The sequence below is a fragment of the Flavobacterium sp. Root420 genome (genome assembly GCF_001427905.1).
Lineage (GTDB): Bacteria > Bacteroidota > Bacteroidia > Flavobacteriales > Flavobacteriaceae > Flavobacterium.
In genome coordinates this window covers 164,655-190,439 of record NZ_LMEF01000033.1, presented here as the reverse complement: position 1 = coordinate 190,439, position 25,785 = coordinate 164,655, and the positions used below count along the sequence as shown (strand labels likewise).

Below are 25,785 nucleotides of genomic sequence, written 5' to 3'. Positions count from 1 at the left end.
GATTTGGAAAACAACTCGAAATTTTATTCTCTGAATTTTTTGGTATTATTTTTTTGCTACAGAAACAAAATACTTGTTTCCGTCACCCATAGTTAATTTTACACGTTCGTCGCAAAGATCGATTGCAAAATTTACACTTTCGTAACAGCTGCAAGTTGTGTTTTTGTCTTTAGACATTTCTGTTTTGCAATTATTATTTTTGAAAGTTGCCAATTGCGGAGTATACAAACTTACTAAATCAGTAGAAGCAGTTACCAGTGAAATAATACTTGCAGAATTATTGTTTGTAATTCTGTAAACAATTCTATCAGTATAATTTACTTCATTTACAGTTACTTTACGAATATAAGTGTAAGATGTAGATTCTGCACCTGGTTCCTTTACTTCAAATTTAAATCCAACCGCACGAATAGCAATATCAAATTGTGATTGAGAGTTTAAACTCGCCCAATTTGTTAAAGTACTAATAGAAGGAAATGGATTTGTAGCAGCCGGAGCATTAGTTTGCGCCTGCGAACTAAAAGCGGTTAAGAACATCAAGCAGATTGTAGGTAAAAATGCTTTCATAGAATTTAATTTATAATTTTCGCCTACTCTTTCTGGTTTTCGGCCTGCCCATTTTTTATTATAACAAAACAACAACATAACGAGTAAAAATCAAAATTGTTATATATAATTTGTTATAAAAATAATTTTCTTGTTTTTGGTGAAGTGAAAATACTTCTAAAAATTTTCTAAACAAAGTTAAATGTAGGAAAATTTCAGGTTTAACCTCATAAAAACGCATTTAATCGATAATATTTGCATTTAATCGATGTTTTGTCAATTTATTCTTATTGAAAATATTTTTTGTATTTCTAAAATTATTTCATTTCTCAAATATACATGTTTGGATTACTGTTTTTCAGGCTAAATCAAAATACATGTTTCGTGCAAAATATTGATATATAGTATATTATTGATTTTATTTTAAAGAATATTGTACGTAAATTTGCAAACTCTTCAAAAGAGTTATGTAAATATAATATCTTACTACTTAAAACGTAGTTTATTCCTATGGAAAATAGAAAAAAAGTTGCTTTTTATACGCTTGGTTGCAAACTGAATTTTTCAGAGACATCTACAATCGCCAGAAACTTCAATGATGAAGGTTTTGATCGTGTCGATTTTGAAGAAGTTGCAGACATTTATGTTATCAATACCTGTTCAGTTACAGAGAATGCAGATAAACAATTTAAGCAAGTTGTGAAGAAAGCAATGAAATTGAATGAAAAGGCTTTTGTGGCTGCTGTTGGTTGCTATGCACAATTGAAACCAGAAGAATTAGCAGCTGTTGATGGTGTTGATTTGGTTTTGGGTGCTACAGAAAAATTTAAAATTACCGATTATATTCATGACCTGAGCAAAAACGATATGGGTGAAGTGCACTCCTGCGAAATTGCTGAAGCCGATTTTTACGTTGGAAGTTATTCTATTGGAGACAGAACCCGTGCTTTCCTGAAAGTTCAGGATGGTTGTGATTATAAATGTACCTATTGTACGATTCCGTTAGCAAGAGGAATTTCACGAAGTGATGCTCTTGAAAATGTTTTGCAAAATGCTAAAGAAATTTCAGCTCAAAATATCAAAGAAATTGTTTTAACAGGTGTAAATATTGGTGATTACGGAAAAGGTGAATTTGGAAATAAAAAACACGAACACACTTTTCTTGATTTAGTTCAGGCTTTAGATAAGGTTGAGGGAATTGAGCGTTTGCGAATTTCATCTATCGAACCTAATTTATTGAAAAACGAAACAATTGAATTCGTTTCTAAAAGCCGCACTTTTGTACCACACTTTCATATTCCGTTACAATCAGGAAGCAATGATATTTTGAAATTGATGAAGCGTCGTTATTTACGTGAAGTTTATACAGAAAGAGTAAATAAAATTCGTGAAGTAATGCCACACGCTTGTATTGGTGTTGATGTTATTGTTGGTTTTCCCGGAGAAACAGATGAGCACTTTTTAGAAACCTATCATTTCCTTAATGAAATGGATATTTCTTATTTACACGTTTTTACGTATTCTGAAAGAGACAATACAGAAGCCGCTAATATGACAGGCGTTGTTCCTGCAAATGTGCGTGCAAAACGCAGCAAAATGTTACGTGGCCTATCCGTTAAAAAGCGTCGTGCTTTTTATGAAACTCAATTAGGAACCAACAGAACGGTTTTATTCGAAAGCGAAAATAAAGAAGGATACATTCATGGTTTTACAGAGAATTACGTAAAAGTAAAAACGCCCTGGAACCCTGAATTGATTAATACGCTGCAAGAAATCAATTTGACAAAAATCGACGAAGACGGAAGTGTTCGTCTGGAGTTTTTAAATAAATTGGCGGAAGCGTAGTTTAGAAGCTTAGATAAAGATTTTTAACGCATTTTTGTCATCCTGACGGAGGAAGGATCACACGAGTAGCTCGACAAAGATTGGAGAATTACTATGCGGAATTTCTTGTGTGATCCTTCCTCCGTCAGGGTGACAAATAACAGAAAACAGAAAAGCCCTTTTAAAAGGGCTTTTTCTATAAATAATAATCTCTATTTCTGATTCTCCGGAATAACCAATTTCAGTGAATTGATATAATCCGTATCAAATTCAATAACTCTGATTTTTTCCGGATTGAAACTTAATTCACCTCCAAACTGACCTCTTGTATCCAGAAAATCAATAGTTAATTCTTCAGTATTCAACTCAAGAAGTTTTCCTAAATAAGCTGATTTAGCCGATTTTTTTGAAATTTGAAAAATGCCATATTTATTGGTTAAAAAGCTTACAATAGAAGCTAAATCTCTAATTGGGATAATATCTTCGGCATTTGTTTTTAAACCTTTTAATCGGATTACTTTTTCGGTAAATGCAAGATCCTCATCTCTGTGGATTGCTTCTATATTTTTATTTTTCAGAATCACAAAACCATCCAAAATATAATCAACGGGATTGTTTCGAAGTAAAATCCAGTCATCAGAATAATCAATAAGGAATCCAGTGAAAATTTCTTTTTTATCGGTGAATTCTATTGCAATTAATTGTCTTAAATGTTGTTCCATCATATTTTTTTTTAAAATTCCAAGAGTAAAAATCCAAATTCCAATTTCAACTATACTTGGAATTTGGAATTTAAAATTTGGAATTTATTTTTTAAGGGTTAGTAGACCAAATACTGCTATTTTTGATAAATACTCTGCGGTTTAATTTAAGCTGAGCAATTAATAGTTCTGCGATATCTTCAGACTGCATCACTTTTTCAGGGTTACCGTCTGTTAAGTTTAAATCTTTTGCCATGTCAGTAGCAACAGTGCTTGGTGTCAGTGCCGAAACACGAATATTGTGTTTTCTCATTTCCTGCATTAAAGAATCGGTTAATCCTAAAACGGCAAATTTAGAGGCGCTGTACGCACTTGTTAATGCATTTCCGTTTAATCCCGCCGTTGACGAAATATTGATAATATCACCAGTTTGTCTTTCAATCATATTTGGAATAACGGCACGAGTTGTATAATAAGTTCCCATTAAATTCACCTGAATGATTTTTTCCCATTCTGTTGGTTCTAATTCCATGAATTTTCCAAAAGCAGCAATTCCGGCATTGTTGATTAAGATATCTATTGTTTTAAATTTGGCTAATGCTTTTTCTACCGCACTATTTATAGAATCCATATCTGAAACGTCTGCAGCCAAAGCCAAGGATTTTACACCTAAATTAGATGCTTCATCAGCCAATTGATCGATGTCGGTTTGGGTTCTTGAAACTAAAATTACGTTTACGCCTTCTTTTGCTAAAGCAATTGCAATCGCTTTTCCAATTCCTTTTCCAGCTCCTGTAATTAGGGCATTTTTATTTTTTAAGTCTGTCATGATAGTATTTTTAGAAATGCAGAAAGCATCATTTTAGATACACAAAAATACAGTTTTTGCTTCCTAAAATAATGCTTTAAATGTTTTCTTAATCTAAGTTTAACAACTTTTTTATTCTTTCAGAACCATATCGATACACATTACAGCAGCCAAAATTAATTGTCTTAGCGGACTGTCCTGCGCTACAGTTTCTTCGATTTGCAATACATAATTATCGGCGCTGGTAAAAAACTCTTTGCCCATTCCGGCCCATTTTTTACTTACCTGAGCAAGCTGTTTATTTTCATGGCTGAATTTAAAATCCCAACCCGTCCATTTTCCCTGCAGTGTCGCAACCGGTTTTTCATTTTTATCTAAAATCTCAAATTTGCCTCCAATAGAAAAGAATTTTTGTTTGAAGGTTCCAACCAGGCGATCTTTCTCATCAAAAATTTCAACAGTAGAACGAAAAATTGCGATACCACGCTTTACGGCAATTATTTTTTCGCCAGATGCAGTTGTAATTTCAATATTAAAAGGAGTCATTCTTTTATACTCGCTGAAACGTAACATTTTAGTGAAGAATCCCAAATTGTTTTCTCTGCAATTCATTATGATTTGATTACTTTCCGGGTCGTAAATGTCATAATTGTTAGCGGCTTTAAACATTCCAACGTGTTCTTTTACAAGAAATAAATTCTGATTTAAAATAGAGTTCATGAAATTTTGTTTGAAATTAATTTGTACTAGAATGACTTTTGAATGATTTTTCAAAAGAAGTTCAAATGTAAATAAATATTGGTTAATAATTTGATGAATTATGTTCTAAATCGATTTTATTCTTCAGTATTGTTTTGATTGTACTTCTTTTTTGTTGTAATAATAATTATTCCGTTTCTGCCTTGACTTCCATAAGGCGAAGTAGCTTGAGCATCTTTTAGAACTTTTATATCTTGAATATCATTTGGATTGATTATAGAAAGCTGTTTAGAATTTATTACAACTCCATCCAAAATATACAAAGGTTCATTAAGAACAGATCTCGACGGAGCACAAATGATGATTCCGGTAGATTTAGTTTCTTTAGAAATTGTATCAGAATTTGTTTTCTCTTGTGCGTTAGTTATGAAACAAATAAGCATAGCAATGCCTAATGAAATAATTTTTACATTTTTCATGAAAGTGATTTTTAAGATTGATGTTGGAAGTAATCTTTGTCAAGTTTTAAACTTGACAAAGATTTCTAAATAAGATTATTTTTTCTCGGTAGGTTTTCCGTTTTTGGTTGTAATAATAACAACTCCTTTTTTACCTTTTTCGCCATATTTTGCAACAGCTTCCAAATCCTGAAGAATAGTAATGGTTTTGATTTCTTGTTTGTTTAAAGGCGCATACGGACTCGTAGGATTATCTCCGAATAAATCATTTTCTGAATAATAGACACCATCAATAATGTACAAAGGTTCGTCTAGAACTACTAACGATTCTACGTTTTCGGGTTGTAGGTTTGAAAGTTCTGCCTGCATCATTTCATCTCTTTTTGCATCGTTGCTATGAGACAATGCTTTTCCGTTTAAGATAACCAAAGGTGTGCTTTTTTTAGCTCGTTCAGCTTGTTGTCCGGCTTTTGCGGCAAAAGCTTCTCTTTCTACCTTTTTTGAATAACCAAAATCAGCAACTTTATCTTTTTCAACTGAACGTTCTTCGTCATTAACAAAACCTGAAGAAACAGATTCCGAAATTGGTGTGTTGGCTTCTTCATAAACAGGCATAGAAGCTGTTCCTGAACCAACTGCTTGTACAGGTGAAATTTGCTCTGTATTTGCAACTGTAGTTTGCTGTTCTTTTATTTGTTCGTCTAAAATTTTGACAGCTTCAGCTTTCGGAATTAGTTTTGAATCTTCGACAGCAACTGCATCTTTTTGTATTTCTGAATTCTCAATCACTTCTTTTTCCTTTTCATTTACTACAACTTTGGGAGTTTGAATTGTAGTGTTTTGGTTGGTTTTAAAAAATTGTGCCCCTAAAGAAATAAGTAATAAAAGGGATGCAGCAATGGCAATTTTTTTCCATAATGAAATGGCTTTTTTGTCTTCTTTTTTGTCCAGTTTCTCTTCAACGCGCGCCCAGACTTTGTCCATTCCCGGAAAGTCTTTTTGTTCCGAGTTGTGGGCGGCTTCTTTAAATTTATCGAATATTTTATCTTGATTGTCCATGACTACTTTGCTTTTTGATAATACAATTTGTTTACTAATTCCTTCAGCTTGGTTTTAGCCGCATTCAATTGTGATTTTGAGGTGCCTTCAGAAATATTCAGCATCGCTGCAATTTCTTTGTGCCCAAAACCTTCAATAACAAAAAGGTTAAAAACAGTTTTGCAACCGTCCGGAATATGGTTTAGTAAATTGAGTAAATCTTCTTCTTCAAGAGAATTGATTTCATCTGTAAAAGGTTGTGACAGCAATTTGACATCATCAAGATACATATTGAAATTGGTGTTTTTCTTGATCGCTGCCAAACAGTGATTGACGGTTATTTTGCGAGCCCAGGCCTCAAAAGCTTTTGGTTCTTTAAGCTGTTCCAGTTTGGTAAAAACAGTGTAAAAAGCGTCGGCCATAGCTTCTTCAATTTCTTCTTCCTTTTTTAGGTACCGTTTGCAAACGCGATACAATTTTGGAGCCATATGCTCATACACCTGACGCTGGGCATCACGGTGCATTTTTTTGCAGTTAGAAATTATAGTTTCGTTTATCACAATTGTTGTCTTTATACTAAAGAGAGCTTAAAAGATAAAAAGGTTGGGAAGGCGATGAAAAAAAGTTTTTTTTAAAGGCTCAAAGTTGCTAAGGTTCAAAGGTACAGAGTTTTATTGTAAAGGTGCACAGCTGTGCGTTTTTAGATTGGATTTTTATTGAAATGGATATTCTTTGCGGGAGACGCACTCTGTGCGCCTCTAAATTTACAAGGAGAAAATTAATTACTTCTTTGCGTTTCTCTGTGAATCCTTTGCGAATCTCTGTGGTAAAGCTTTTACACAAAGATTCGCAAAGGATTCGCAAAATTGCACAAACTAAAATGTGATATTTACTTGATTGACAAACTCAACTTAAAAATCTTAGTCTCCAATAACTCCGTATCATTATCCTCGCAAAGTAAAAACTCAATTTTATCATTTGATTTTTGATAGAAAGTCAAACCTTCAAATTTATTGGTTGAGGTTATTTTTTGTGTGAAGTCAATTTTCATGGTTTTGAGATCGATTCGTCCAATGAAACTTCCTAAAATATCGCCGTCATCATAAGTTGATTTGGTGTCTTCGGCAGTTGATAAGAAATAGATTTTGTCTTCAACTAATATAGCATCGGTAAAACTGGAGCGAACGCCTTTTATTTTAGGTAATTTATAATTGGTTGCCACCAAAGCAAATTCTTCGCCCAGGCTTTTAGCATGAATCGTGAAGATGGTGTTTTTGTTGGAGATTCCGTTACCACGGTTGAATAAATACCAGTTTTCTCCATCGAAAATAGCACCTTCCAAATTGAAATCTTCCGGTTTTATTTCACCGAAACTTTGCATTAACGCATACAAATCAACTAAATCATTTTTCTGTAAAATGCTTTTCGACTTAAGATCAAAGGCAATCATTTTGTTTCGGTTGATAGTAGAACCGGAACCAAAAACATATAAAGTATCATTATGATGTGTAATCGATTCAAAATCGGGTTTTATGTTTTTTGGAATGTTTTGCGATGGATTGTCAATTAAGGGATGCTGACTTAATTGCTGATTTTGCATATTGTATTCGTATAAAAATCCGCTATTATCGCCAATGATATAAAGGGAATTGTTATTGAAAAATAATCCTGATGCTGAACCGATTCCGATGATTTGAAATAGTATTTCTAATGTAAATTTTTCCATGAATATTGTTTTGTAAAAGAGTGCCCAGCCCTGATAGTAATGAAAATACTTTGAGGAGAAATTGTATTTTTTACTGACAGAACAAAGCGACCGGAGGAAGCTCTTGTTGTGGCTTGTAAAAAACCAATTTATTGAAAAAGTATTGCAATGAATAGCAGGAATATGCTTCGTAAAATTAGTATATTTATAATATAAAAATGGAAAAATATGAAATCGATAGATCCGAATGATTTTAAAGTTACAGATAAAATAAAATTAGGCAAGATTCCGACTTTGCTTAATATTGATGCAGATGACGATGAAAAAGAAGAAAAGCTGGATAAGGTTCAGAAAAAATTAAGCGATTTGCAGGATGTGATGTATTCGCATAATAAATACGGTGTTTTGATTTGCCTGCAGGGAATGGACACATCAGGAAAGGATAGTTTGATCAGGGAAGTTTTTAAGGAATTTAATCCGCGTGGGGTTGTGGTACACAGTTTTAAAACACCCAATTCGACCGAATTAGAGCATGATTATTTATGGAGACATTATATTGCATTGCCCGAAAAAGGAAAGTTTGCAATTTTTAATCGTACACATTATGAAAATGTTTTGGTAACGCGCGTGCATCCGGAATATATTTTGGGAGAGAATTTGCCCGGAATAAATTCGGTTGACGATATCACACCTCAATTTTGGGAGAACAGAATTGAGCAAATCAATAATTTTGAAAAGCATATTTCGCAAAACGGAACTATCGTAATGAAGTTTTTTATGCATTTGAGCAAAGAGGAGCAAAGAGAACGTTTGTTACGTCGATTGGAGGAAGGAAAACACAACTGGAAATTTTCTCCCGGGGATTTAAAAGAACGCGAACACTGGGATGAATATCAAAAATATTATGAAGATGCAATTAATAAAACTTCGACAGATCATGCTCCGTGGTATGTGATTCCGGCCGATGATAAAGAAATGGCACGCTATATTGTGGCCAAAATTATCTGGGAGGAAATGCAAAAGCATACGGATATTAAAGAACCAGAGTTAGACGATAAGATTAAAGCCAATATCGAATTGTATAAAAAGGAGTTGGGTGGTTAATTAGAATAATTAGAAAATGTGTCAATTAGATAATTAGATAATTTTTATATTTTAAACCCGACAGGTTGTTGAAACTTGTCAGGTTTATTATTTTGTGAGATTTCGATTTGTTTTAAAATAACAAAACCCGACAGACTATGAGGATCTGTCGGGTTCATACCAAAAACAAAAGAATAAATGAACGTATTTTTATAAATCAAATCCGTAGGCAAGACGTAAAGCCACCTGATTGGTTTTGAATTTATTATAGTCCTCGTAGCGGACACTGATATCGATATATTTGTTGGCATATCCAATTCCTGGCGCCCATAAAAAAGTGGTGTCGTTATATCCGTTTGTAACGGCAAAACCCGCACCAACTTCACCTAAAACATAGAACTGATCTTCCCAAATGAAGGCTTTAAAACCAGCTTTTGCCGGAATAAATCCAAGATCATTTACATCAACTCCATTTTCATCTTTTCCCATAAATAAGTTTGTAAAACCTGTGGTCAAAGTCAACGATGTTCTTTTAGACAAATCATATTGTAAACGAACATCTCCGCCAAGAGACCAATCGTAAGCATTGTCAGTTGGTAAACCTCCGTTTAAACCAAATCCCAATCTAAAACCCTGATCGTAATTTTTAATTTCGCTTTCCGTTGTTGTAGTTGTAGTTTCTTGAGCGAAAGTTGTGTTGGCAGATAAAAAAGCTATAGTAGCTAGGCAGATAAATTTCAGATTTCTTAAGATCATAAGATTTTTTTTTTGAATTATTAATGATGTAAAAGTAGTGGCGAGGTCTTTTGTGCCTGTTATATAATTTTCTAAAATTGTTATATAATTTCAAAACTGACTTTGTTTTTTCGTTTACAAGTTTTGGAATTTGGAATTTGTTCCATCCCGAAGTTTCGGGATCGGGATTGCAATTTTTAATATTGTCTTATCTTTTTTAATAACACTACAGAATCCAAAGCTTCTGATTATCTTTGCCCGACTTAAAAAGAATAGAATTGAACTTAGCACAGTATACAAAAGAGTTTTCGTATAATTTAAAATTAGCATATCCTGTAATTTTAGGAATGGTAGGCCATACTTTAATAGGTATTGTCGATAATATAATGGTCGGGAAGTTAGGGAGTACTGAACTTGCTGCGGTTTCGCTTGGCAATAGCATGATTTTTATTGCAATGTCTTTAGGAATTGGTTTCTCTACAGCAATTACTCCAATTGTGGCTGAAGGCGATGCAGAAAAGAATGATACTAAAGTTCGTTCAGCCTTTCATCATGGTTTATTTTTATGCACCATTTTAGGATTAATGTTGTTTGGCGTGATTGTTCTGGCAAAGCCAATAATGGAATTACTGCACCAGCCAGCCGATGTAATCAGACTTGCAAAACCTTATCTTGATTGGGTAGCTTTTTCATTAATTCCGCTAATTATGTATCAGGGTTACAAGCAGTTTGCTGACGGAATGTCGATGACAAAATATTCGATGTACGCCATGATTATGGCAAATGTGCTACATGTGGGGATTAATTATATGTTGATTTATGGTATTTGGATTTTTCCAAAAATGGGAATCATCGGAGCAGCTCTTGGTACTGTAATTTCAAGGATATTTTTGGTGATGTTTATGCACATTATGCTATCAAGAAGAAATGATTTAAAACGCTTTTTTAAAGATTTCAGTTTTCAGGAAATTAAAAAAGAAACCATAAAAAAAATAATAAGCATTGGTTTTCCATCTGCTATGCAAATGCTTTTTGAAGTAGTGTTGTTTACGGCCTCAATCTGGCTTTGCGGGAATATCGGAAAAACCAGTCAGGCAGCCAATCAAATTGCGTTGAGTCTGGCCTCTATGACTTTTATGTTTGCAATGGGATTAAGTGTAACTTCGATGATTAGAGTTAGTAACCAAAGAGGTTTGCAGGATTTTAAAAAATTGGTGGTCGTTGCCCGTTCTATTTTTTTATTGGCGATAATACTCGAAACCATTTTTGCAATTCTATTTGTTGCCTTTCATAATTACTTACCGTATCTCTTTTTGAATATGGAAAATGGAGGACAATTGCTGGATAATAATGAAGTAATCAATATTGCATCAAAATTACTTTTGATAGCGGCCATTTTTCAAATTTCTGACGGAATACAGGTTGTGGTCTTAGGAGCGCTCCGTGGTTTGCAGGATGTAAAAGTGCCAATGTATATTACTTTTGTTGCTTACTGGGTAATTGGTTTTCCAATTTCTTATTATTTAGCAGAATATACCCCGTGGAAAGCAGAGGGGGTATGGATTGGGCTTTTGGCAGGATTAACTTCTGCAGCCCTATTTCTGTACATTCGTTTTCATTACTTAACCAAAAAATTAATCAATAATTCAGTTTCAAATAGTTAAATTTGAAGCTTATAAAACAATAATAAAATGGAATTACCTAAATTTTTACTTGGAGACAATACTGATTTTCCAGATGATATTTTTATCGTTCACCTTGATTACCCAAGATTTATCATCAATTTAAAAGATGATGAGGTTGAATTTTTAGAAGAAGCAGAAGATCTTGATGAAGCTGAATTAAATGCTGAAATGGAAGGCTTGATCGAAAAAGCAAATGAATTTTATGACAGAGAAATAAATCGTTACGAAGAGTAAAGGCGAACTACAATGTACTTTAAAGTAACAGCTCACATAAAAATTATTTAAATCTTTCTAATGAAAAAATTAAGTTTTTTAAAACCCATTTTTAATTTTATAGCAATCGGATTGCTAATTACTACTTTAAGTCGAATATTTTTATTTTTTCTTTTTAAAGATAGAGTTGTCGAAACACCAAATTTCTGGTATATTTTTCCAATCGGTCTTCGAATGGATTTGATTTTACTTTGTTATTTGTCTTTTCTGCCAGCTGTTTTAATTACTTTTCTTCCGAATAAATGGTTGAAGTTTACCAATAAATTTCTGGTAATTTATAGTTTCTTATTTCTGTTTCTGATTCTATTTGTAGAATTAGCTTCTCCGGATTTTGTAAAACAATACGACACGCGTCCGAATAAAATTTTCTTAGATTATCTTATCTATCCTAAGGAAGTGGTCGGAATGCTTTTAAAAAGTTACCTGACTTCGATAATTGTCACTTTCCTGATTTTGGGTGCGGTTATCTATTTTGCTTTCAAAAAAGGAAAAAAATATTTTTATACTTCACTTGCGGATTATAAATTCAAATTAATGATTTTTCCGTTATTGGCTTTTTTATTGTTTTTTGGAGCACGTTCAAGTCTTACTTCAAAACGACCAATTAATGCCAGTAATGCTGTTTTTTCTACAGATCAATTAACGAATACATTGGGATTGAATTCATTTTATACCGTTGCATTTGCTGCGTATTCCATTAAAAATGAAGGAAACACCAAGATGTACGGAAAAATGGAGGAAGCCGAAGCAATCGCTCGTGTGAAAAAATACATGATTGCTGGACCAAATGATTTTACAGATGCTGAAATTCCGTTTTTGCATGTACAACAACCGGATTCGGTTAATAAAAAACCTTATAATTTGGTTATTTTTCTACAAGAAAGTTTAGGTGCCGAATATGTTGGAATTTTAGGTGGAAAACCATTGACGCCAGAATTTGATAAATTATCAAAAGAAGGTTTACTGTTTACTAATTTATATTGTACCGGAACCCGTAGTGTACGTGGAATTGAAGCAGTTGTTACCGGATTTTTGCCTTCGCCTTCAGAAAGTGTCGTGAAATTAGGAAACTCTCAACAAGGTTTTTTTACGCTTGCTGATGCCTTAAAACAAAAGGGGTATGACACTAGTTTCATTTACGGCGGAATGGCAAATTTTGACAATATGGCTTCGTTTTTCAACGGAAATGGTTTTCAGGATATCGTTGATCAGGAAGATTTTGAATCAGATGGAAAAAAATATGCTTTCAAAGGAACCTGGGGTTATTCAGATGAAGATTTGGTTACAAAAGCAAATAATTACTTTAAAGCAAAAGGAGATAAACCTTTCTTTTCTTTAATGTTTTCAACTTCAAATCACGAACCTTTTGAGTATCCTGCAGGAAGAATCAAACCTTTTGATAAGATCCCGGCAACTGTCAATAATGCCATGAAATATGCTGATTTCTCTATTGGGAAATTCTTCGAAATGGCTAAAAAAGAAGCGTATTTTAAAAATACTATTTTTATTGTTATCGCCGATCATAACACGAGAACTTATGGTAAAAACTTAGTGCCAATCAATAAATTTCATATTCCGGCTTTAATCATTGGGCCAGGAGTAAAAAAAGGTACCGTTTACAGCAATTTGGCAAGCCAAATTGATATTCCGCCAACCTTATTAGGTTATTTAGGAGTCCCTTTTGAAACGCCAATGGTGGGTAGAAACCTAAATAAATTAGATGCCAAAATTCAGGGAAGATCAATCATGCAATTTAATGATATAAATGCGTTCAGAGTTGAAAATCAGGTTGTAATTATGCAGCCTAATTTGAAACCACTGCAATTTGAAATTAAAAATGATACGACTTTAATTCCTGTAAAATTGAATGAAGAATTAGCAAAAGATGCTTTGGCACATGTAATTACAGCAGGAAATTTGTACAAGGAAAATAAGTATAAACTTAGAAAAAAATAGGTTCAAAGTAGCAAAGGTTCAAAGGAACGGGTTGTAAAAACCTTTGTCCCTTTGAACCTTTGCTACTTTGAACCTTTATCAAAATACAGTTTTAATAAATTTTGAGCAGCTGCAAATGGTGAAATTTCATCATTTTGCACTGCTTTTTTGTTTTGTTCCAGTTGCGAAATAATTTCTGGTTGATTGTAGAAGTTCAGTTTCAATTGTTCATTGATGGTTTCCATCATCCAAAAATGATTTTGTTCTTTTCGCTTTTCATAAAAGAAACCAGTTTCATTTGTCATTTGAACATACTCTGAAATGGTGTTCCAGATATCAGAAATGCCTTCTTTAGTGATGGCACTGCAAGTGGTAACTTTTGGCTGCCAGTTTGATTTTTTGGGAGGAAATAAATGCAGAGCCCTGTTGAATTCTAATTTTGCCTGATTGGCTTTTTTAATATTGTCGCCGTCCGCCTTGTTGATGATAATGGCATCGGCCATTTCCATGATGCCACGTTTGATACCCTGAAGTTCATCACCGGCACCTGAAATTTTTAGTAATAAGAAAAAATCTACCATACTGTGAACAGCGGTTTCACTTTGTCCAACACCAACAGTTTCAATAATGATGGTATCATAACCAGCAGCTTCACACAAAATAATCGATTCACGCGTTTTCCTCGCTACGCCACCTAAAGTGTCTCCGGAAGCGCTTGGTCTGATAAAAGCATTTTCGTCTTTTACCAATTCTTCCATACGGGTTTTATCCCCTAAAATACTTCCGTGCGAAAGTGAACTACTCGGATCAACCGCTAATACAGCCACCTTTTTTCCAAGTTGCGTTAAAAAGGTTCCAAAAGCTTCAATAAAAGTACTTTTTCCAACGCCTGGAACGCCAGTAATTCCAATTCGAATCGATTTATTGGCATGCGGTAAACATCCATTTATAACTTCATTGGCTTTGTCAGCATGTTCAGGATTGGTGCTTTCGACCAAAGTTATGGCCCGACTCAAAGCCGTTCTGTTGCCATGAAGTATTCCATTAATTAATTCTTCTGAAGAAGGTTGTTTTCGCCTGTTTTTCTGAATTTGGCTGATAGCCGATACATTGATAATTTCAGGAGGTGAAATTCCAGCTTTTTCTTGTAAACTGCTTGATTGTTTATTTGGACTTGACAAAATACTTTTTTTGGTATTGTAAAAGTACAGAAAACAAAAACAGTTTCAAAAAAGGATTTTCTTTGAAACTGTTGAAGTTTATAGCCACGAATTCACGAATGTTTGCGCATAATTTATAAATAAAAATATTCGTGAATTCGTGGCGAAAAAAAAATTAGTACGCTGCAGTAAAACGAACTTGATGGTGTTTTGCATTTTCAGCTTCATCAGCAATTACAACGGCTAAATCTTCTACAGATAGAATGCTTCTTTGTTCGTCATTGAATACCGGATTTTCTAATCCTAAACGGTATTTTCCAGTTCTTCCGGTTGTAATGCCTTGGTGCATTTCGAAAGCCGGACTGAAAAACGCCCAATCCAATTCTTTTTCTTCTTTAATGATGTTGAGGTAATCACGCGCAGCAGTCGCAGCAACATAATATTCTTTTGGAAAATCGGGTGTATCTACCGCTTGTAAACCTGGAGCTACAAATAAACTTCCGCCACCGCCAATAACGATAAAACGTTTCACCCCTGATTTTTTTACGGCTTCCTGTACTGATTTTGAACCAGCAATAAAATCATCATAGATATTTGGATTGCTCCATCCTGAGTTATATGCGCTGATCACTAAATCATTTCCCTTCAAAATTGCGGCTAATTCATCCGAATTAAAAATATCAGCGGCTACCCAATTCACGTTTGCTGTTTCTTTTGGTGTTCTTGCAATAGCAGTAATTTCATGATTTCTGCTTGTTAGTTCATTTAGAATGGCTGAGCCAACAAATCCTGTCGCTCCAATAAGTGCAATTTTCATAAGTATATAATTTAATTAGTAATAAAAAATGTTACAGTTTTGTGTAAAAAAATAGTTTTAAAACTGATTCGAGAAATCTTCTAAAGAAATTCCTTCTAGTTGTAAACTAACTTTTTGATTCATATCTGCATATAAAGCAGATAAATTTTGATTGATTTTTTTTCCAACAGGACAATCCGGATTCGGCTGATTTTTAGCATATCCCAAATTAATGGTTTCAAAAGTCATTTCGAATATCTCTTTTAATGAAATATTCGACGGATCTATCGCTAATTTTGTTCCTCCATTTTTACCTTCCTTACTTTCTACAATATGATGTGCTTTTAAATTGGCAATTTCTTTTCGCACCAAAACAGGGTTCAGGTTAATACTTCCCGCAATATATTCAGATGATAAATAATCATTTGGATATTTTGTGAGTAAAGTAAGAATGTGAATCGTGATGGCAAATTTACCTGAAATCATACTGTAATAAAATATGTTACAAATGTAAAGTGTTTAATTGAACAAAAAAAATAGTTTAACATTTTTTTAGTTCCTAGTCATCAGTTCTTGGTCATTAGTTTTGGAAAATAAGTAATTAGTCTAGGGATTTTAGTGAAATTATCTTCAAAAAATGACTAGACTAATTACTAACGACTAAGCACTAATTACTAAATTATAAATCCTTATTTTTGTCGGGAACCTACGCTATGAACAACTTTATTCAGATATTCTTCTTTTTGTTTTTAGGATTGCTTTTGCAAAATGTAAAGCGATTTCCAACCCATATCTACAAAAGCATCAATAAAATTGTCATCTATATATGCTTACCTGCCATTACTTTATATCATATTCCAAAGATAAAATGGAACAATGATCTGCTGTTTCCAATAGGAGCGGGCTGGATCAGTTTTTTTCTGGCTTTTATTTTTTTTCATTTTTTAGGGAGAAGATTGGGCTGGTCAAATAAACTAATTGGTTGTTTGGTTCTGACTGCAGGATTAAGTAATTCATCCTTTTTGGGCTATCCAATAGTGGAAGCTTTATTTGGGAAAAAAGGTTTAGAAACCGCTATTTTGGTTGATCAGCCTGGTACTTTTGTTGTCGTTTCAACTTTGGGTGTTTTTGTTGCTGCATTTTATTCTAAAGGCAGTCCGGATGCGTGGAGTATTCTTAAAAAAGTAATTTTATTTCCACCTTTCATTACGTTTGTGGTGGCTTGCTCGTTAAATGTTTTTCAATATGATCTAGATTTAAACCTTCAGTCTGTTTTATTGAAAGTAGGGAGTTTGGTTACGCCATTAGCTTTGTTTTCAGTTGGATTACAATTAAATTTTGATAGAAAAAGTCAGCATTGGCGGTTTTTACGATTGGGTCTTTTCTTCAGGCTTATTGTAACACCATTTATTATTATGGTTTTATATGTTTTCATTTTCAATCAACATTCTGAGGCTATTAAAATTACTATAATAGAAATCGCAATGGCACCGATGATTACAGGTGCGATATTAGCTTCGACTTATGGCTTAAAACCAAAATTAAGCAGTATGATGATTGGTTTCGGGATCCCGATATCTTTTATAACCCTTGCTATTTGGTATTTTATTGTCCAGTTTATTTAATAGATTGAAGCTACTTTAGTTCTTTAGAATAAAATTGATAGAAAAAGTAGAGTTTAGTTTTTTTAATTATATTTTTTAGTAATTTTAGAGGAACTAAAAAAATATAATTATGTCAACATTAAGATTAGGCGATATAGCTCCGGATTTTCATGCAGAAACCACTGAAGGACCAATCAATTTTCACGAATGGTTAGGAGATTCATGGGGTGTTTTATTTTCGCATCCATCAGATTTTACTCCCGTTTGTACAACAGAACTGGGAACAGTAGCCAATTATCTTCCTGAATTTACTAAAAGAAATACCAAGGTTATCGCTTTGAGTGTTGATGGCTTAGAATCGCACAAAGAGTGGATCAAAGACATTAATGAAACTCAAAATACAACAGTAAATTTTCCGATCATTGCAGATGAAGATAAAAAAATAGCCACTTTATATGATATGTTGCATCCAAATGCAAGCGATAAATTTACAGTGCGTTCTGTTTTTGTAATAGGTGCCGATAAAAAAATCAAATTGACTTTAACGTATCCGGCTTCAACAGGAAGAAATTTTGACGAATTGCTTCGTGTTATTGATAGTTTGCAATTAACAGCAAATTACAGCGTAGCAACGCCTGCAAACTGGAAAGACGGCGAAGATGTAGTTATTACACCAGCGGTTCCCGACAGTGATATTCCGGCTAAATTCCCAAAAGGACATACGCCAATAAAACCATATTTGCGCATGACACCGCAACCGAACAAATAAGGTGCTAAGATACTAAGGTTCTAAGGGACTAAGATTCTAAGATTTGTTAAGAGTTAAACTCTCAGAACCTTAGAATCTTAGTCCCTTAGAACCTTTTTCCTAAGTTCTCTTCATTAACTCCGTCATTCTTTTTTTATCACCTACAACCCAGATAATATCATTTTTTCCTAATACGATATTGGATTCCGGGTTTAAAATTCGCTTTCCGTTTCTTTCAATTCCCACAACCATTCCGCCGGTTTTTCCTCTAAACTGACCAATGCTTTTATCAATAAATTCATCTTGTGCAACTTCCAATTGGCGTAATACAATTTGAGATTCTTCAATTGATGCAGGTGCTTCAACTTCGTTTTGATTTAAATATTTAGTAAACTCGGTAACTTGTGCATCTGTACCAATTACACATACTTCATCGCCAGGAAACAGGCGTTCATTTTTAGTGGGAATAGAGATCATAACATCGCCCCGTTTTATGTATGCGATATTGATACCCATTTGCTCACGAATACGTAATTCTTCCAGCGTTTTTCCAGCCAGATTAGATTCTTTTCCAATATCAAAAAACGACATGTGACCGTCCCAAGGCATTAAGTTGGCGTAACGTCTGTCTATTTTTTTGTTTTCACGATCGTTTAAGTTCTTTAAAAAGTGACTTTCAATTCGATGATATTGTTCATTTAGTTTTTTAGGAAATATTTGATATACCGCAATCGCGATTATCAGGGCAACAAAAGCAACTAATGGCGAGAAGAAAATATTCAGTAAGAAACCAATGAAAAATAATCCTAAACTCATCCTGATCAAAATCATCATCAACAGCGCGCCACGATATTTACGTTCCTCCCACAGTAATTCAACTTCTTCGTCAGCTATGCGTCGCAGTGAAAGAGCCCATAGAAAAGGAGCAATAATAATTAAAGTAATCAGGGCTGCCAATGTATTTCCAAATCTCGTGTCAGCCACTAAAGGCGCAACAAATTTGGATGATAATAGAATGACGGCAGCAATTATTGCCGTATGTAAAACAATTTGTATAAGGTAAGCATTCAATACTTTTTGCCAAATACTAACTGATTTTATAGCTTGTGCATTGACACTATAACGGTTAATATTTTTAACCCATTTTCGAGGTAATTTGCGTTCCAGAAAATTTGAAAAAGGAACTGCGTACTTAACCATAAACGGTGTAGTAAATGTTGTTATGGCAGAAACGGCCACGACAACCGGATACAAAAACGAACTGGTAACATTAAGTGTCATTCCCAACGTAGCAATGATAAACGAGAACTCCCCAATTTGAGACAAACTCATTCCGGTTTGTACGGATTGTTTCAGAGGCTGTCCGGCAAGTAAAGCTCCAATTGTAGAGCTTACAGATTGACCAACAATCGTGACAAGTGTTAAAATAGCGACCGGAAGTGCATGTGTATATAACATTTTAGGGTCAATTAACATTCCTACAGATACAAAGAATATCGCCCCAAATAAATCTTTTACAGGTTTGATTAAATGTTCAATATGTTCCGCCTGAGTCGTTTCGGCAATAATAGAGCCCATAATAAAGGCACCCAAAGCTGGCGAAAAGCCCACATTCGAAGCAAAACTAACCATCATTAAACATAAGGCCAATGAAATAATCAACAGCATTTCATCAGTTAGTAAATGCTTTGTTTTTTTTAGCAATGTTGGGATAAAAAAGATTCCGCCTAAAAACCAAACGGTTAAAAAGAAAATAAGTTTTAAAACAGACATCATCAATTCGCTACCTGAAAATTGCTGACTTACCGCAATAGTCGAAAGCAAAACCATCATTAAAATGGCCACAATATCCTGAACAATAAGCGATCCGATAACAATTCCGGCAAACTTTTGCGCCTTAACCCCCAATTCATCAAAGGTTTTTAAAATGATAGTAGTAGAGGAGATTGATAAAATAACACCAAGAAAAATACTGTCCATAGACGCCCAGCCCATCCATTGTCCGACCAGATAGCCTATGATGACCATAGTTATAATTTGGGTAATAGCCGTGATAGAAGCCGTACCGCCGACCTTCATTAATTTCTTAAAACTAAATTCGAGTCCCAAACTAAACAGCAAAATAATCACACCAATTTCGGCCCAAACTTCCACACTTTTCATTTCGGTGATAGAAGGGAAAAAATCAAAATGATTTCCCGCTAAGAACCCGGCAATCAAATACCCTAAAACCAAAGGCTGTTTCATTTTTTTAAAAATTAAAACAGCAATTCCCGCAGTGATCAGGATTAATCCCAAATCACTAATTAAAGGTTTCAAATGGTGTGTAGTTTCTGCAGCAGCGTATAGGGAAATCATAAAGTGGTATTTTTTGTTCAGGAGCCAATCCAGCTTTCCATTTCAAGCTTTTATTCAAAAAACATATTTTTAAAGCAGTTGCAGGAGCTTCCTCCGGTCGCTCTGCACCTGCAAAAAAATATAGTTTTTTTCACAAAAGGCTTTCCATTTCACTCTGGGCTAACTTCCAATCAGATTTATTAGGTATAAAAAAAAGCTATCGTTAAAGATAGCTTTTTTTGAGAAAATATTTTAGGTTTTCTTTAAATACCTGTGTAATTACTAGGAGTTATCGCCATTAATTCTGCACGAACAGCATCAGAAACTTCTAAAGTCGCAATAAAATTATGAATTGCTTTTTTGTCAATAGCTTCATTTGTTCTTGTTAAACCTTTCAAAGCTTCGTATGGATTTGGATACGCTTCACGACGCAGGATTGTCTGAATTGCCTCAGCAACAACTGCCCAGTTTTTCTCTAAATCTTCAGCAAATTTTGCCTCGTTCAATAGCAATTTGTTTAAACCTTTCAAAGAAGCTTCAAAAGCAATAATTGTGTGTCCAATTGGTACACCAATATTACGTAAAACAGTACTGTCAGTTAAATCACGCTGTAATCTTGAAACTGGTAATTTCGCAGCTAAATGCTCAAAAATAGCATTAGCAATTCCTAAATTCCCTTCAGAATTTTCAAAATCAATTGGGTTAACTTTATGTGGCATTGCTGAAGAACCAATTTCACCAGCTTTGATTTTTTGCTTAAAATAATCCATTGAAACATATGTCCAGATATCACGGTCTAAATCAATAATGATATTGTTGATCCTTTTTAAAGCATCAAAAAATGCTGCAAAATGATCGTAATGTTCAATTTGAGTGGTTGGAAAAGAATGGTGTAAACCAAGATCTGTTTCTACAAATTTATTTCCGAATTGTTTCCAGTCAATTTGTGGATAAGCTACATGATGTGCATTGTAGTTTCCTGTTGCACCACCAAATTTAGCCGCAAACGGAATGTTGAATAACAAACGCATTTGCTCTTCCAGACGCTCTACAAAAACCAAAATTTCTTTACCCAAACGAGTAGGAGAAGCTGGCTGTCCGTGCGTACGCGCCAACATTGGGATATCCTTCCATTCTACACTTAATTCTTTTAATTTAGAAATTAAAGTAATTAAAGAGGGCATATAAACCTGCTCAAAAGCTTCTTTTGTCGAAAGCGGAATAGCAGTATTGTTAATATCCTGAGATGTTAATCCGAAGTGAATGAACTCTTTGTATTGAGATAAACCTAATTTTTCAAAAGCATCTTTGATAAAGTATTCCACCGCTTTTACGTCGTGGTTCGTTACTTTCTCTGTTTCTTTAATCCAAAGTGCATCTTCAGTAGAGAATTTTTTATAGATGTCTCTTAAACTGTCAAATAAATCTGGATTTACACCTGAAAGTTGTGGCAATGGTACTTCGCATAAAGCAATAAAGTACTCGATTTCAACCAATACACGGTATTTGATTAAAGCTTCTTCAGAGAAAAAAGGTGCTAATGAAAGGGTTTTGCTTCTATATCTTCCGTCAATTGGCGATATAGCATTCAATTCGTTTAAAGTAGTCATTGTTATGTTGTTTGTTCGAAAGGTGCAAATATAAGTCATTGTTAAAACTTCTGAAAGTTACAAGAGATATATTATGCCTTAATAGTATGATTTAGAAAATAGTTTTAAAGATTTTGTCCCAAATGGTAAAATAAAAACCATAATTATGAGATTGATGTTTATGATGATCAGAATGAAATTTAGTTGTTGAGATCCATTTAGTAGCAAAATTTTTATACCAGAAATCGGGAAAAATGTCGGTTTTTAAATGTCCAAATATTCCATAAGAAAGATTTAAAATTAGATAAATAATAATGCTAAGATAATTGAAGTTCAAAATCGTAATCGAAAACAACCAGATAATTCCAAAGCCTAAAGTTTCTACAGGATGTAGCACATATAAGCTATATACACTAGTTTCGACATGTGTGTGATGAAGTTTGTGAATGGGAGAAAACCATTTTAAGTAATGAGCTAGAAAATGGAAACAAAACATAAAAAAATCCATTACGATAATCAACAAAAAAGTATCTGTAACAATTGAAAGTAATGAAGGAGAAAAATCTATTTTGATAATACCAAAACGATATAATTCAAATCCTAATAGTGTTATAAATGTATTGCAGATCAAAGTTGCAATTACCCATTTACGATCTGTTTTGTTGAGTTTCGTATTATCGTATTCTATTATTTTGGCTAAAATAATAGACAGAATTATCAGAACTAAATTTTCGATCAAAAAGAAAATAAATAAACTCAGTAAATTAAATTGAGATAAGAGCTGTAACCAGCTTTGAAATATCATATTGTTTTCTCCATTTCAAATAATTTTTCTCTCATAATTGCAACTCCTGCCGAAGCAATTTTAGCAATTACTTCAACTTTATTTTGAATATTCGGAATCGCAATTGGTTTTGGATCAATATAGAAAACCGGTGTTATGCTGTAAGTATAGGAAATCAGCCCAGCCGCAGGATATACTTGTAATGACGTTCCGATGACGGCAAAATAATCTGCAGTTTCCGTAATTTTAATGGCTTCTTCCAATGCCGGAACATCTTCGCCAAACCAAACAATATGCGGTCGCAATTGGTGTCCGTTTTGGTCTAAATCTCCAGTATATAAATCATTGGTCCAATCGAGAATAAGATTTCTATTTTGAACGCTTCGTACTTTTAACAATTCACCATGCAAGTGCAAAACTTTTGTACTGCCGGCACGTTCGTGCAAATCATCCACATTTTGTGTGATAATATGAACATCAAAATTCTTTTCTAATTCGGCCAAAATTTTGTGACCTAAATTAGGTTCTACTTCTTTGAGCTGTTGGCGTCTTTTATTGTAAAAATCTAAAACCAATTCCTGATTCTTGCGCCAGCCTTCTGGAGTTGCCACTTCCATTACATCATGTCCTTCCCACAAACCATCGCTGTCACGAAACGTTTTGATACCACTTTCGGCGCTGATTCCGGCTCCGGTTAAAACTACTAACTTCTTTTTCATTTGTTATTTCTAAGAGAATTATTTTTTGTTATTATGTTTTCATCTCTTTAAGATATTGACGAATTTAATTAAAGTTTTTCGATGTTTGAAATAAAAACTTCTTTTTGGACTCAATTATAAAGAAAGATAAAAAATGTATTTTTGCGCCAAACTCAAACAAAATGATTGATTTAGATTACCTGGCTTTTCTTGAAAATATACTAACCGACAATCGTAAAGAAAGATTTCTAAATGTATTGGGCAACCGTACAAAGCATTTTACAATCGCGGTCGAAGACGTTTTTCAAATGCACAATACAAGTGCTGTTATGCGCAGTTGCGAAGTTTTCGGAATTCAGGAATTGAATGTTATTGAGCAGCGTTACGGAAAAAAAATTGATAAAGAAATTGCAATGGGCGCTCAAAAGTGGGTGGACATCAATCAGTTCGATTCCATTACAACTTGTGTTTCTACTTTAAAAGAGCAAGGGTATCAAATTATAGCCACAACTCCTCATGAAAATGATTGTTTGCTAGAAGATTTTGATATTTCAAAACCAAGTGCCTTATTCTTCGGAACAGAAAGAGACGGGTTGTCTGAAGAAATTCTGCAAAAAGCCGATGGGTTTCTTAAAATCCCGATGGTTGGTTTTACCGAGAGTTTGAATATCTCGGTTTCGGCCGCAATTATCATTCAAAACTTGACTAACCGATTACGAAATTCAGATATCAAATGGCAATTATCAGAAGAAGAAATTCTGGAAAAACGTTTGGCCTGGGCTAAAAATTCAATCAAAGATATTAAAAGAATTGAGGCGCGATATTATGAAGAAAATCCCAGATAATTTGGCTTTCCTGCAAGGTTTGCAAAACCTTGCAGGAAATCAAGGAACTTAAAATTATCGGCCAAAAGAATCATAATTATCTTCGGCATATTTTTCAAAACGTTTTAACAAAACGATATTTTCTTTTTCGACTGCCGTTAGTTCATTGTTCACATTGTCTGAAACAGGAATATACCAATAAACATCATCAAAAAACTGACGAACCGTTTTTGTTTTAAAAGTAAGTCCATGTCTGGCAAAAATCGTATTCCTAAGAATTTCCAAGTCAAGTTTCTTTAGATTTTTCACATCCGATTCTTTCAACTTTTTGGTTGATGAATTTATGGTAAAAATACTTTCTGAGGCTTCTCTGTATACTGTTGTCATATACGTTTCTTCTTCTTTAGCATCTTCAGGATTATCACTTTCTGACTCTGTTACTTGTTCTTCTTTTGGGTTTTGATAATCGATATACATTCCTTCTTCAGGAAGCATCAAATTGGCATTGTATTTAAAAGCTTTTTTGTAGAGTTCGTATTTTCTTTTATGAACCTCTTTTTTTGTATTATTTGCAGTCCAGGTTCCTACTAAAAGAGTGTCATTTTTTATTTCAAAATCAAAAACACCGTCGTTTTTATCATCTCCGGGTTCATTAAGTATAAAATGAACTGTATTTCCGTCTATTGTCATTTTACCTTTAAGAGGTCTGCTATTTCCCGCAACAATACTTTGTCCTAAAACTTCAGATTCTGTTATTTTTTTAATTACAATATTAATTTTGTTAATGTACATTTCAGATTCCGCTCTTGTAGTATCACGTTCTAAAACAGTAAAATCGCCTACCCACGAACCGTAAAAGTCAGTATGTATTTCTTCGGGTTGTTTATTATCAGCATTTTGCGTTATGCTGTTTTTCTCTTTAGAGTTGCAGGAAAAAAGGAATATGGATAACAATAAACAAAAAAGTTTTTTCATTTTTTTAATTGGTTATAAAGATAATATTCAACGATCAATAAATTCGGAATCCATCCTAACCAAGCAATTATTTGATACAAATCCATTGGCGCCGGATGAAACAAATATACAAGAATAACCTTCCAGAAGCGCAATGTTATAGCAGAAAAAGTTAAAGCAAAACTTCTCAACATGAAAGCTTTATGTAGCGGGATATTTTTGTTTTTAATAGAAATGAAACCTTTATAAGTAAAATAAAACCATAAAATAGAGAGGGTTACAAAAGAGATTTTGGAGAAAAATCCACCATTAGCAAAAAGACCAATAAATAAGCCTGAAGGCGCACTTAAAAACAGAACTACAAAAACATATAATTTTCCGAGGTTTCTATGTAAAAGAGGGTGTTTTTTTAAAAGAGTATTGTTAAACTGAAAAAATCCGGAAAATAAAACAAAAATTGCTGAATAGACATGAATATAAAAGAAAGTTATATAAAATGGGATTTCAGAAACTTCTGTTTGTTTGATTTGGAGAAAAGCGACGTCTTTTTTAAGCGACATATATTGCCATGTCAGCTTCAGCATTAAAATAAAGAAATAACTAAAACAGATTGTCCAAATAAATAGTAATGAAAACTGAAGTTTCTTTCTCAATTCTTTTTATGTAAAAGGTTTATTAGTTCTCAAATATAAAAATTCCCCAATTACTTTTTGGCAATTGAGGAATTTTTGATATAAATTAATTGATTAAAAAAATTGTATAGCTGATGAAATTTTAACAAATACTTAGAATCTCACTAAC

At 33.6% G+C, this 25,785-nt stretch carries 26 protein-coding genes; 8 read left to right on the top strand and 18 right to left on the bottom strand.

Features of this window, described 5'->3' with window-relative positions:
• Positions 1-45 precede the first annotated feature (45 nt).
• A complete protein-coding gene (locus ASC72_RS22575) occupies positions 46-567 on the bottom strand; it encodes a hypothetical protein (protein WP_056196467.1) in 522 nt (173 codons plus the stop codon).
• A gap of 489 nt (positions 568-1,056) precedes the next feature.
• Between ASC72_RS22575 and mtaB the strand changes: the two genes are divergently transcribed.
• Complete coding sequence (mtaB, locus tag ASC72_RS22570; RefSeq protein ID WP_056196340.1) at positions 1,057-2,391, top strand: tRNA (N(6)-L-threonylcarbamoyladenosine(37)-C(2))-methylthiotransferase MtaB; 1,335 nt, start codon at positions 1,057-1,059, stop codon at positions 2,389-2,391.
• A 191-nt stretch (positions 2,392-2,582) separates the two neighbouring features.
• On the opposite strand, the gene ASC72_RS22565 is transcribed toward mtaB, so the two are convergent.
• The 7 genes from ASC72_RS22565 to ASC72_RS22535 form a co-directional block, all read right to left on the bottom strand.
• Positions 2,583-3,092 (bottom strand): hypothetical protein, encoded by a 510-nt coding sequence (locus tag ASC72_RS22565; protein WP_056196463.1) that lies wholly within the window; start codon positions 3,090-3,092, stop codon positions 2,583-2,585.
• Positions 3,093-3,183: 91 nt separating this feature from the next.
• Complete coding sequence (locus ASC72_RS22560; RefSeq protein ID WP_056196337.1) at positions 3,184-3,900, bottom strand: 3-ketoacyl-ACP reductase; 717 nt, start codon at positions 3,898-3,900, stop codon at positions 3,184-3,186.
• Between the two features lie 111 nt (positions 3,901-4,011).
• Positions 4,012-4,599 (bottom strand): LURP-one-related/scramblase family protein, encoded by a 588-nt coding sequence (locus ASC72_RS22555; RefSeq protein ID WP_056196459.1) that lies wholly within the window; start codon positions 4,597-4,599, stop codon positions 4,012-4,014.
• Between the two features lie 116 nt (positions 4,600-4,715).
• Positions 4,716-5,057 carry a TonB-dependent receptor plug domain-containing protein gene (locus tag ASC72_RS22550; RefSeq protein ID WP_056196334.1) on the bottom strand — a complete coding sequence of 114 codons (342 nt, stop codon included), beginning with the start codon at positions 5,055-5,057 and terminating at the stop codon, positions 4,716-4,718.
• A 75-nt stretch (positions 5,058-5,132) separates the two neighbouring features.
• Positions 5,133-6,095: a hypothetical protein gene (locus ASC72_RS22545; RefSeq protein WP_056196329.1), complete on the bottom strand. Its 963-nt coding sequence runs from the start codon at positions 6,093-6,095 to the stop codon at positions 5,133-5,135.
• A 2-nt stretch (positions 6,096-6,097) separates the two neighbouring features.
• Positions 6,098-6,598: an RNA polymerase sigma factor gene (locus tag ASC72_RS22540; protein ID WP_056196326.1), complete on the bottom strand. Its 501-nt coding sequence runs from the start codon at positions 6,596-6,598 to the stop codon at positions 6,098-6,100.
• Between the two features lie 365 nt (positions 6,599-6,963).
• The gene (locus tag ASC72_RS22535; protein WP_056196323.1) at positions 6,964-7,800 is read right to left on the bottom strand and encodes a hypothetical protein; all 837 of its coding nucleotides are present in this window, start codon (positions 7,798-7,800) and stop codon (positions 6,964-6,966) included.
• Positions 7,801-8,007: 207 nt separating this feature from the next.
• Between ASC72_RS22535 and ASC72_RS22530 the strand changes: the two genes are divergently transcribed.
• The gene (locus tag ASC72_RS22530) at positions 8,008-8,883 is read left to right on the top strand and encodes a PPK2 family polyphosphate kinase (protein WP_056196319.1); all 876 of its coding nucleotides are present in this window, start codon (positions 8,008-8,010) and stop codon (positions 8,881-8,883) included.
• Positions 8,884-9,072: 189 nt separating this feature from the next.
• Here ASC72_RS22530 and ASC72_RS22525 read toward each other — a convergent pair whose 3' ends face one another.
• A complete protein-coding gene (locus ASC72_RS22525) occupies positions 9,073-9,618 on the bottom strand; it encodes a hypothetical protein (protein WP_082564380.1) in 546 nt (181 codons plus the stop codon).
• Positions 9,619-9,875: 257 nt separating this feature from the next.
• Between ASC72_RS22525 and ASC72_RS22520 the strand changes: the two genes are divergently transcribed.
• From ASC72_RS22520 to ASC72_RS22510, 3 genes are read left to right on the top strand one after another with little or no spacing between them, the layout of a single operon-like run.
• The gene (locus tag ASC72_RS22520; RefSeq protein ID WP_056196316.1) at positions 9,876-11,261 is read left to right on the top strand and encodes an MATE family efflux transporter; all 1,386 of its coding nucleotides are present in this window, start codon (positions 9,876-9,878) and stop codon (positions 11,259-11,261) included.
• 27 nt (positions 11,262-11,288) lie between these two features.
• Positions 11,289-11,516 carry a hypothetical protein gene (locus ASC72_RS22515; protein ID WP_056196313.1) on the top strand — a complete coding sequence of 76 codons (228 nt, stop codon included), beginning with the start codon at positions 11,289-11,291 and terminating at the stop codon, positions 11,514-11,516.
• Between the two features lie 60 nt (positions 11,517-11,576).
• Positions 11,577-13,511: an LTA synthase family protein gene (locus ASC72_RS22510; protein WP_056196310.1), complete on the top strand. Its 1,935-nt coding sequence runs from the start codon at positions 11,577-11,579 to the stop codon at positions 13,509-13,511.
• Positions 13,512-13,573: 62 nt separating this feature from the next.
• Here the strand turns inward: ASC72_RS22510 and meaB are convergent, their stop codons facing one another.
• From meaB to ASC72_RS22495, 3 genes are all read right to left on the bottom strand, one after another.
• Entirely contained in the window at positions 13,574-14,671 is a 1,098-nt protein-coding gene (gene meaB / locus ASC72_RS22505) for a methylmalonyl Co-A mutase-associated GTPase MeaB (RefSeq protein WP_056196307.1), read from the bottom strand.
• 154 nt (positions 14,672-14,825) lie between these two features.
• Positions 14,826-15,467 carry an NAD(P)-dependent oxidoreductase gene (locus ASC72_RS22500; RefSeq protein ID WP_056196305.1) on the bottom strand — a complete coding sequence of 214 codons (642 nt, stop codon included), beginning with the start codon at positions 15,465-15,467 and terminating at the stop codon, positions 14,826-14,828.
• 57 nt (positions 15,468-15,524) lie between these two features.
• Entirely contained in the window at positions 15,525-15,932 is a 408-nt protein-coding gene (locus ASC72_RS22495) for an Rrf2 family transcriptional regulator (RefSeq protein ID WP_056196303.1), read from the bottom strand.
• A 209-nt stretch (positions 15,933-16,141) separates the two neighbouring features.
• Between ASC72_RS22495 and ASC72_RS22490 the strand changes: the two genes are divergently transcribed.
• The gene (locus ASC72_RS22490; RefSeq protein WP_305728037.1) at positions 16,142-17,071 is read left to right on the top strand and encodes an AEC family transporter; all 930 of its coding nucleotides are present in this window, start codon (positions 16,142-16,144) and stop codon (positions 17,069-17,071) included.
• A 109-nt stretch (positions 17,072-17,180) separates the two neighbouring features.
• Positions 17,181-17,819, top strand: coding sequence for a peroxiredoxin (locus ASC72_RS22485; RefSeq protein WP_026984920.1), 639 nt, complete (start codon positions 17,181-17,183; stop codon positions 17,817-17,819).
• 99 nt (positions 17,820-17,918) lie between these two features.
• Here ASC72_RS22485 and ASC72_RS22480 read toward each other — a convergent pair whose 3' ends face one another.
• From ASC72_RS22480 to ASC72_RS22465, 4 genes are all read right to left on the bottom strand, one after another.
• Positions 17,919-20,156 (bottom strand): cation:proton antiporter, encoded by a 2,238-nt coding sequence (locus tag ASC72_RS22480; protein WP_056196298.1) that lies wholly within the window; start codon positions 20,154-20,156, stop codon positions 17,919-17,921.
• Positions 20,157-20,398: 242 nt separating this feature from the next.
• On the bottom strand, positions 20,399-21,745 hold the full coding sequence (gene purB / locus ASC72_RS22475) for an adenylosuccinate lyase (protein WP_056196295.1): 1,347 nt from the start codon (positions 21,743-21,745) through the stop codon (positions 20,399-20,401).
• A gap of 91 nt (positions 21,746-21,836) precedes the next feature.
• The gene (locus ASC72_RS22470) at positions 21,837-22,529 is read right to left on the bottom strand and encodes a sterol desaturase family protein (RefSeq protein WP_056196292.1); all 693 of its coding nucleotides are present in this window, start codon (positions 22,527-22,529) and stop codon (positions 21,837-21,839) included.
• The gene (locus tag ASC72_RS22465) at positions 22,526-23,227 is read right to left on the bottom strand and encodes an NAD-dependent deacylase (protein ID WP_056196291.1); all 702 of its coding nucleotides are present in this window, start codon (positions 23,225-23,227) and stop codon (positions 22,526-22,528) included. The genes ASC72_RS22470 and ASC72_RS22465 overlap by 4 nt, the downstream gene beginning before the upstream one ends.
• A gap of 161 nt (positions 23,228-23,388) precedes the next feature.
• On the opposite strand from ASC72_RS22465, the gene ASC72_RS22460 reads away from it, so the two are divergent.
• Positions 23,389-24,051, top strand: coding sequence for an RNA methyltransferase (locus ASC72_RS22460; protein ID WP_056196287.1), 663 nt, complete (start codon positions 23,389-23,391; stop codon positions 24,049-24,051).
• A 54-nt stretch (positions 24,052-24,105) separates the two neighbouring features.
• Here ASC72_RS22460 and ASC72_RS22455 read toward each other — a convergent pair whose 3' ends face one another.
• Positions 24,106-25,005, bottom strand: coding sequence for a YARHG domain-containing protein (locus ASC72_RS22455; RefSeq protein WP_056196284.1), 900 nt, complete (start codon positions 25,003-25,005; stop codon positions 24,106-24,108).
• A complete protein-coding gene (locus ASC72_RS22450) occupies positions 25,002-25,637 on the bottom strand; it encodes a DUF2306 domain-containing protein (RefSeq protein WP_241775779.1) in 636 nt (211 codons plus the stop codon). The genes ASC72_RS22455 and ASC72_RS22450 overlap by 4 nt, the downstream gene beginning before the upstream one ends.
• Positions 25,638-25,785: the final 148 nt, after the last annotated feature.

What these genes read in the sequence shown, in the direction of transcription:
- ASC72_RS22455 (WP_056196284.1), bottom strand. Translation starts at nt 25,005, where the DNA reads ATGAAAAAACTTTTTTGTTTATTGTTATCCATATTCCTTTTTTCCTGC.
- ASC72_RS22465 (WP_056196291.1), bottom strand. Translation starts at nt 23,227, where the DNA reads ATGAAAAAGAAGTTAGTAGTTTTAACCGGAGCCGGAATCAGCGCCGAA.
- ASC72_RS22500 (WP_056196305.1), bottom strand. Translation starts at nt 15,467, where the DNA reads ATGAAAATTGCACTTATTGGAGCGACAGGATTTGTTGGCTCAGCCATT.
- ASC72_RS22540 (WP_056196326.1), bottom strand. Translation starts at nt 6,598, where the DNA reads ATGCACCGTGATGCCCAGCGTCAGGTGTATGAGCATATGGCTCCAAAA.
- mtaB (WP_056196340.1), top strand. Translation starts at nt 1,057, where the DNA reads ATGGAAAATAGAAAAAAAGTTGCTTTTTATACGCTTGGTTGCAAACTG.
- ASC72_RS22485 (WP_026984920.1), top strand. Translation starts at nt 17,181, where the DNA reads ATGTCAACATTAAGATTAGGCGATATAGCTCCGGATTTTCATGCAGAA.
- ASC72_RS22470 (WP_056196292.1), bottom strand. Translation starts at nt 22,529, where the DNA reads ATGATATTTCAAAGCTGGTTACAGCTCTTATCTCAATTTAATTTACTG.
- ASC72_RS22480 (WP_056196298.1), bottom strand. Translation starts at nt 20,156, where the DNA reads ATGATTTCCCTATACGCTGCTGCAGAAACTACACACCATTTGAAACCT.
- ASC72_RS22565 (WP_056196463.1), bottom strand. Translation starts at nt 3,092, where the DNA reads ATGGAACAACATTTAAGACAATTAATTGCAATAGAATTCACCGATAAA.
- ASC72_RS22530 (WP_056196319.1), top strand. Translation starts at nt 8,008, where the DNA reads ATGAAATCGATAGATCCGAATGATTTTAAAGTTACAGATAAAATAAAA.
- ASC72_RS22550 (WP_056196334.1), bottom strand. Translation starts at nt 5,057, where the DNA reads ATGAAAAATGTAAAAATTATTTCATTAGGCATTGCTATGCTTATTTGT.
- ASC72_RS22535 (WP_056196323.1), bottom strand. Translation starts at nt 7,800, where the DNA reads ATGGAAAAATTTACATTAGAAATACTATTTCAAATCATCGGAATCGGT.
- ASC72_RS22560 (WP_056196337.1), bottom strand. Translation starts at nt 3,900, where the DNA reads ATGACAGACTTAAAAAATAAAAATGCCCTAATTACAGGAGCTGGAAAA.
- ASC72_RS22460 (WP_056196287.1), top strand. Translation starts at nt 23,389, where the DNA reads ATGATTGATTTAGATTACCTGGCTTTTCTTGAAAATATACTAACCGAC.
- ASC72_RS22510 (WP_056196310.1), top strand. Translation starts at nt 11,577, where the DNA reads ATGAAAAAATTAAGTTTTTTAAAACCCATTTTTAATTTTATAGCAATC.
- ASC72_RS22545 (WP_056196329.1), bottom strand. Translation starts at nt 6,095, where the DNA reads ATGGACAATCAAGATAAAATATTCGATAAATTTAAAGAAGCCGCCCAC.
- ASC72_RS22555 (WP_056196459.1), bottom strand. Translation starts at nt 4,599, where the DNA reads ATGAACTCTATTTTAAATCAGAATTTATTTCTTGTAAAAGAACACGTT.
- ASC72_RS22525 (WP_082564380.1), bottom strand. Translation starts at nt 9,618, where the DNA reads ATGATCTTAAGAAATCTGAAATTTATCTGCCTAGCTACTATAGCTTTT.
- ASC72_RS22495 (WP_056196303.1), bottom strand. Translation starts at nt 15,932, where the DNA reads ATGATTTCAGGTAAATTTGCCATCACGATTCACATTCTTACTTTACTC.
- purB (WP_056196295.1), bottom strand. Translation starts at nt 21,745, where the DNA reads ATGACTACTTTAAACGAATTGAATGCTATATCGCCAATTGACGGAAGA.
- ASC72_RS22515 (WP_056196313.1), top strand. Translation starts at nt 11,289, where the DNA reads ATGGAATTACCTAAATTTTTACTTGGAGACAATACTGATTTTCCAGAT.
- ASC72_RS22575 (WP_056196467.1), bottom strand. Translation starts at nt 567, where the DNA reads ATGAAAGCATTTTTACCTACAATCTGCTTGATGTTCTTAACCGCTTTT.